The 6,433-nt window shown below is 75.3% G+C and carries 6 protein-coding genes; 4 read left to right on the top strand and 2 right to left on the bottom strand.

Annotated features, from left to right (window positions below; all coding sequences use genetic code 11):
- The first annotated feature begins 153 nt into the window (after positions 1 to 153).
- The 3 genes from ACFT2C_RS14380 (at position 154) to ACFT2C_RS14370 (ending at position 2,628) form a co-directional block, all read left to right on the top strand.
- Positions 154 to 561 (top strand): proton-translocating transhydrogenase family protein, encoded by a 408-nt coding sequence (locus ACFT2C_RS14380; RefSeq protein ID WP_377207737.1) that lies wholly within the window; start codon positions 154 to 156, stop codon positions 559 to 561.
- Positions 558 to 1,967: a Re/Si-specific NAD(P)(+) transhydrogenase subunit beta gene (gene pntB, locus ACFT2C_RS14375; RefSeq protein ID WP_377207736.1), complete on the top strand. Its 1,410-nt coding sequence runs from the start codon at positions 558 to 560 to the stop codon at positions 1,965 to 1,967. Before ACFT2C_RS14380 ends, pntB begins: the two co-directional genes overlap by 4 nt.
- A gap of 250 nt (positions 1,968 to 2,217) precedes the next feature.
- Complete coding sequence (locus ACFT2C_RS14370; RefSeq protein ID WP_377207735.1) at positions 2,218 to 2,628, top strand: hypothetical protein; 411 nt, start codon at positions 2,218 to 2,220, stop codon at positions 2,626 to 2,628.
- Positions 2,629 to 2,699: 71 nt separating this feature from the next.
- Here the strand turns inward: ACFT2C_RS14370 and ACFT2C_RS14365 are convergent, their stop codons facing one another.
- Entirely contained in the window at positions 2,700 to 4,100 is a 1,401-nt protein-coding gene (locus ACFT2C_RS14365; RefSeq protein WP_377207734.1) for a hypothetical protein, read from the bottom strand.
- Positions 4,101 to 4,225: 125 nt separating this feature from the next.
- Here ACFT2C_RS14365 and ACFT2C_RS14360 point away from each other — a divergent pair, with 125 nt between their 5' ends.
- Positions 4,226 to 5,557 carry a glycosyltransferase gene (locus ACFT2C_RS14360; protein ID WP_377207733.1) on the top strand — a complete coding sequence of 444 codons (1,332 nt, stop codon included), beginning with the start codon at positions 4,226 to 4,228 and terminating at the stop codon, positions 5,555 to 5,557.
- A 17-nt stretch (positions 5,558 to 5,574) separates the two neighbouring features.
- On the opposite strand, the gene ACFT2C_RS14355 is transcribed toward ACFT2C_RS14360, so the two are convergent.
- The coding region (locus tag ACFT2C_RS14355) for a hypothetical protein (RefSeq protein ID WP_377207732.1) at positions 5,575 to 6,433 on the bottom strand (859 nt) is incomplete at its 5' end.

The following is a 6,433-nucleotide window of genomic DNA, read 5'->3' as shown; positions in this document are numbered from 1 at the left end:
TGGCCGCCCGGGTGGCCGCGCCGGGGGGGCGGGGGGGGGGGCGCCCCCCGCGGGGACTGGGTGCCCCTCCCCCCCCCGGTGAGCCACACCCCCCCACCAGCGGGGGGCGGGGGTCGACCAGCGGGGGCGGGCGCTCGACAGGCTCCACCGGCGATGAGGGCCGTGCTGATCGGACTCGCTGCCGTGCTCGGGGCGCTCGCCGTGGCGGCGTCGCCCGCCGACCAGGCTGCGCACTTCACCGTGCTGGCGCTCGCCGTCGTGGTCGGGTTCTACGTGATCTCGCACGTCAGCCACGCCCTGCACACCCCGCTCATGTCCCAGACCAACGCGATCTCGGGGATCATCCTGGTCGGCGGGATGCTGCAGATCGGGTCCTCGGACCCGGTGGTGACCACGCTGGCCGTGCTCGCGTCGGCGGTGGCGAGCATCAACATCTTCGGCGGGTTCCTCGTGACCCACCGCATGCTCGGGATGTTCCACCGGGGCCCGGTCTCGACGGGCTCGACCACCGGGACGCGCTCGACCACCGGTAACGGCGCCGACGAGGGGAGCGCCAGGTGAGCGTCGAGTCAGTTGTCCCGGCCGGGTACCTGGTGGCGGCCGTGCTGTTCGTGCTGTCGCTGGCCGGGCTGTCGAAGCAGGAGACCGCGCGGCGCGGCGTCCTGCTCGGCATGACCGGTATGGGGATCGCGCTCGCGGCGACCGTGGCGCTCGCGCTGGACCGGTCCGAGCGGCCCGTTGGCGTGACGGCCGGCCTGATCCTGCTCGTGCTCCTCGTGGGCGCCGCCGTCGGCACGTGGCGCGCGCGGACCGTCGAGATGACGCAGATGCCCGAGCTCATCGCGCTGCTGCACTCGTTCGTGGGCGCGGCGGCGGTGCTGGTCGGCTTCGGGTCCTACCTGACCGCGCCGCACACGACGGGGGCGGGCGGGACCGTGCACCTCGTCGAGGTCTTCCTCGGCGTACTGATCGGCGCCGTGACCTTCACCGGCTCCGTGGTGGCGTTCGGGAAGCTGTCGGCACGCCTGAGGTCGTCTCCGCTGCTGCTGCCGGGCCGCAACTGGCTCAACCTGGCCGCGCTCGTGGCGTGCGGGGGACTGCTCTGGTGGTTCCTCGCGGCCGGAGCCGCCGGCCTGGTCCCGCTCCTGCTCATGACGGCGGTGGCGCTGGCGCTCGGCTGGCACCTCGTGGCGGCGATCGGCGGGGGCGACATGCCCGTTGTCGTCTCGATGCTGAACTCGTACTCCGGGTGGGCGGCGGCCGCAGCCGGGTTCGTGCTGGGCAACGACCTGCTGATCATCACGGGCGCGCTCGTCGGGTCGTCGGGTGCGATCCTCAGCTACCTCATGTGCCGGGCGATGAACCGGTCGTTCGTGAGCGTGATCCTGGGCGGGTTCGGCACGGAGGCCGCCGTCGTCGCCCCTGGCGCCGGGGTCGAACCGGGCACCTACCGTGAGACCACGCCGCTCGAGGTGGCGGATCGGCTGACGGCCGCCCGCTCGGTGATCGTGGTGCCGGGCTACGGCATGGCCGTGGCGAAGGCCCAGTACCCGGTGGCCGACCTGGTCGCGCGGCTCACGGCGCGGGGGACCGCCGTGCGGTTCGGCATCCACCCGGTGGCCGGCCGGCTGCCGGGCCACATGAACGTGCTGCTCGCCGAGGCGAAGGTGCCCTACGACCAGGTGCTCGGCATGGACGAGATCAACGACGACTTTCCCGGCACCGACGTCGTGCTCGTGATCGGCGCCAACGACACGGTGAACCCGGCGGCGCAGGACGACCCGGTGTCACCGATCGCGGGCATGCCGGTGCTCGAGGTGTGGCGGGCGCGCGAGGTGGTCGTCTTCAAGCGGTCGATGGCGACGGGCTACGCGGGCGTGCAGAACCCGCTGTTCTTCCGCGAGAACACGGCAATGCTGTTCGGGGACGCGAAGGACCAGGTGGAGCTGATCATCCAGGCTCTGTGACGCCGGGCAGACGGCGGGCAGACGCCGGGCAGCGAGCGGGCCGATCGGCCCGGCATTTGTCGAATGTACGATTGTCGAGCCCGCGGAATCAGGTCCACGCCTGCCGATATTTTGCATTCGTGTGGTCGTCTGTGGGTGAATTGACGGTGGCGCGCTGACATCGCGCGGTAACGACTTGGTATAAAGGGCGCGCCAGGAGAGTCCGGCGCAGTCCCTCAGTGCGGAGGCCCCAGTGTTGACACGATCTCTCGTGACCGGACTGGTCGCGATCGTGGGGTTCCTGGTCCTCGTCGCGACCACTGAGCTCTTCTACTTCGGGCCCCCGGCGGGTGCCCACAACGCCGGCGAGGCGTTCGCGTCGGTCGGCGGCGCGGTCCTCATGGTCCTGACCTGGGCGGTCGTCGGCTGGTGCGTCGCGCGGACGGCGCGCGCCCTCCGCCTGCCCCGGGTGTCCGTGCTCGTCGGGATGCTCGTGCCGGTCGCGGCCATCATCGCCTTCGCCGTGACCGTCGACCTGGACGCGTGGTCCACCGGGTCCGGCGTCCTGTCGTTCGCGGCGGCGTCGGCCGGCGTGCTGGTGACGAGCCGACGCCGACGGTCGACGACAGCCAGCGCGATGCCTGAGCCGAAGGGCCACCCCCCGGTCCGCATGGCCGCATGACAAGGTTGTGAGCGGGATCGTTGCGACGACGCGTCCGTTTTAGGCGCAACGATCACGCCCACAACCCAGGGTTACCAGAAGCGGACCGGGAGGCCGTGGCGGGCGTAGACCGTTTCTATTGCTGCGCGGACCTGACCGGGCTCGCCGAGCCGGTCGACGTCCAGGCCGAGCACCACGAGCGTCGCCACGCCGTCGTGCTCGGACCACCAGGAGTCCAGGCCGCCGCGCATCTGGCGCAGCCGCCCGCGGGTCAGCCCCTGCGTGACCCCGCGCATGAGCACGCTGGAGGCCGAGGTGCCGAGCGGCGCGGCGAACGTCGCGGGCAGCCGGCCCAGGTTGGAGGCCAGGCACAGCGGCGCGGTGGCGTCGCGGGCGGCGAGCTTCGCGACGGCGTCGGGCACCATCTGCATGAGCGGCTTCAGGGGGCCCAGGGTGTCCACCCGGGTGCCGGTCGTCAGGGCTCGGAACTCGGCGGCCGCGCTCGCCCGGATCTGCCCGATGTCGGTCACGACGCCGGCCCGCTCAGGCGCCGGGGTCACCGTGGTGTCGACGGCGATGGAGACCCCTGACGTCGCGTTCGACCGCAGGTCATTCTTGCGGCGCAGGCTGACCGGTACCGACACGCGCACCGGCATGCCGGCGGTCGCCGCCCCGGCGGCGAGCAGGATCTCCGTGCACACCGCGATGAGCAGGCTGTTCGCCGTGCCGCCGCCCGCGTGGGCCGCGCGGTGCCAGGTGGACGCGTCGGTGTCGACCACGACGATCGGCGGGTGGGCGGGCTGGGCGTCGTCGGAGCGCGGTTCGGGCCGCGGCCGGTCCGCCGACTGCTGCGCCATCAGCGGCGGCACCGGGCCCTGCCGGGCGGCCTTCCGCAGCCCGCCGACCGCCGCGCGCGCCTGCCCGGTGGCGTCGCGCAGGTCGGCCACGAGGCCGGTGCGGATGCGCTCGCCCTCCTTCGGCAGCCGGCGGACGGCGGCCTCGCCGGCGGCGCGGGTGGCCTCGGCGACGGCGGCCTGGAGCGCGCCGATGTGCATCCCGCCGTCGGCCACCACGTGCGACGTCACGTAGCTGAGCACGCTCCCGCCGCTCGCCGTCGGCGCCGCCGCGAGGGCCCAGGTGGGGCCGTTCTCGGGGTCGAGGTTCGCCTGGGCCTGCCGGTCGGCCCAGCCGAGCACGGCGTCGTCGGGCACGGGGGTGGACTCGACCACCGGGTCGAGCGACACGGCGGACGCCGACCACCGGGCCCGGGCGCCCGGGAGGCGGCCCGGCCGGACCACGCGCTGCAGCGGCCCGTTCGCGAGGCCGCGGTGCAGGGCGCGGACGGCGGCGGCGTCCAGCGGCGCGGGCAGGCGCCAGATGGTCTGGTTGACCACCGCGACGCCGAGCACCCGGCGGGTGCGCAGGAAGAGGTCGTCGTCGTAGGTGAGGCGGTTGGTGGCCGTCGGGTCGGTGGTGGTCGCTGGGCTGGTCACGGTGCCTCCGGTGCCGGGCAGGGGGTATGGCAAACGGGTGGGTGGCGTACGGGCGGGTGGCCCGGGGGTCCGTTACCCGAGGGCGGGCGACCCGAGGGTGGGCGACGGGTGAGTAGAGTGCGCGCGTGCGTCACGTCCTGGCCCTGGTGGGCAGTCGAGGAGATGTCCAGCCGGCCCTCGCGGTCGGGCTGGAGCTGCAGCGTCGCGGGCACGAGGTGGTGACCGGCGTCGCGCCGAACCTCGTGCCGCTGGCCGAGCGGCTGGGGCTGGACCCCGTGCCGCTGGGCATCGACTCGGCGGCCCTGCTGGGGTCCGACCTGGTGCGGCGCGACATGCGCTCGACTCACCCCGTGCGCCGGGTGCGCGCGCTGCGCGCGGTCGCGGCGGCGGGCTGGGACGAGCTGCGCACCGGCCTGCTGGCCCTGCTGGACGACGTCGGTGGCGCCGACACCGTCGTGACCGGCCTGCTCGGGCAGGAGGTGGCCGCCGCCGTCGCCGAGCGGCGGGGGCTCGGCATGGCCGCCCTGCACTACTGCCCGGTGCGGGCCAACCGCGTGGTGTCGCCCGTGAGCGGCGTGCGCGGGCCCGGCGCCACGCGGGCGGTCTGGGCCCTGGGGGAGCGCGTGCGCTGGGGCCTGACCCGCCGCGCGGAGAACGGCCAGCGTGCCGAGCTCGGTCTGGGAGCCACGCGCGTGCACCTGCCCACCCGGCTGCGCGACGCCGGCGTGGTCGAGGTCCAGGCGTACGACCCCGTGCTGGTGCCCGGGCTCGCCGACGAGTGGGGGCCGCGCCGTCCGCTGACGGGGTTCCTCGCCCTGGACGACGCCGCCCGGGCTCGCCTGCGCGAGGCCGGCTCGGACGGCGGGCTCGACGCCGGGCTCGACGCGTGGCTGGACGACGGCGACCCGCCCGTCTACGTCGGGTTCGGCTCGATGCCCGTCGCCGACCCGCCCGCCCTGCTCGCCGCCGTCGACGCCGCCTGCGCCGAGCTCGGGGTGCGGGCGCTGGTCAGCGCGGGCTGGAACGACTTCTCGGCCGCCGGCGGACCCGACGCGAGCGTCGACGAGAAGAGGGTGCGGGTCGTCGGCGCGGTCGACCACGCGGCGGTGCTGCCCCGCTGCCGGGCCGCCGTCCATCACGGCGGTGCCGGCACCACGGGGGCGGTGCTGCGGGCGGGGCTGCCCGCCGTCGTCGGCTGGTACTCCGCCGACCAGCCCATGTGGGGCGAGCTGCTGCGCGGTGCGGGGGCCGGCGTCGCCCGCCGCGCGAGCACGCTCACGCAGCCGGGCGTCCTCGCGGGAGCCCTGTCCGAGGTGCTCGACGACGCTACCGCCGCCCGCGCCGCCGCCCTCGGCGCGCGGCTCGTGCCCGCCGACCGGGCGGTCGCCGCGGCGGCCGACGCGATCGACGGCAGCACGAACCCCGGGAGCGTCGGAGCCGCCAGCACCGGCGCCTGAGCCGGCCGGAACGACGGTCACCACGGGACTGCCGGGAGCTGCCAGGCGTCCGCCTCCGCCAGCACGAGGCCGCGCAGGCTCTCGGCGTCGGCGACCCGGTCGGGATCGAGCGCGGCGACGCTGAGCGTCGTCGTCGCGCCAACGGTGGTGCAGAAGGCGACCAGCCCACCGCCGGCCGCGCGCAGCTCGGCGGCGGTGGCTCCCTGGTAGTGCGACAGCGTGGCGACGGCGCGCACGGAACCGCCGGGCGCCTGCGTGTAGCCGGCGGGCGGCTTGCCCAGGTTGGACGCCAGCGCCGCCGCGACGGGCGGCTGCGGCAGGCGGCTCACGAGAGTGTCGGGCAGCATCTGCACCAGTTCGAGCGGCACCGGGGCCACCCCCGGCTCCGCCTGTCCGACGGCGGCGTACGCCTCCTTCGCGGCAACCCGCAGCCAGCCGAGGTCGCGCGCGGCGAGCACGTCGGCCGGGATCGTGACCCGGGCGATCTTGGTGGAGTTGGCGCGCGGGTCGTCCTCGCCGCGCGTGGCCACCGGCAGCGCGACGGGCACCGGCTCGCCCGGGAACCGGCCCGAGGCGTGCACGAGCCGGGCGAGGAACGCGACGAACCAGGTGTTGGGGGTCCCGCCGTGCTCGGCGGCGGCCTCGGCGACCTGCTCGGACGGGAGCTCGACGTGCAGCACGGGCGCGCGCCAGGCCGGGTCGTCGGGGGGCGGCTCGCTGGTTGAGCGCGTCGACACCGCGTTGCGGGTCGAGCCTTCCGGGGTCTCGTCAGGCTCGACCAGCGGGGCCGGCTCGACCGTTGCGTCGCTGGTCGAGCCTGTCGAGACCTGGGTCTCGACAGGCTCGACCACCGTGGCTTGCCCGACCGCCGGGAAG

Origin of the sequence: Promicromonospora sp. NPDC057138 (assembly GCF_042670845.1) — a bacterium.
Taxonomy (GTDB): domain Bacteria; phylum Actinomycetota; class Actinomycetes; order Actinomycetales; family Cellulomonadaceae; genus Promicromonospora.
Note: the sequence above shows the minus strand (reverse complement) of the source record. Positions and strands in the feature narration are given on the sequence as shown.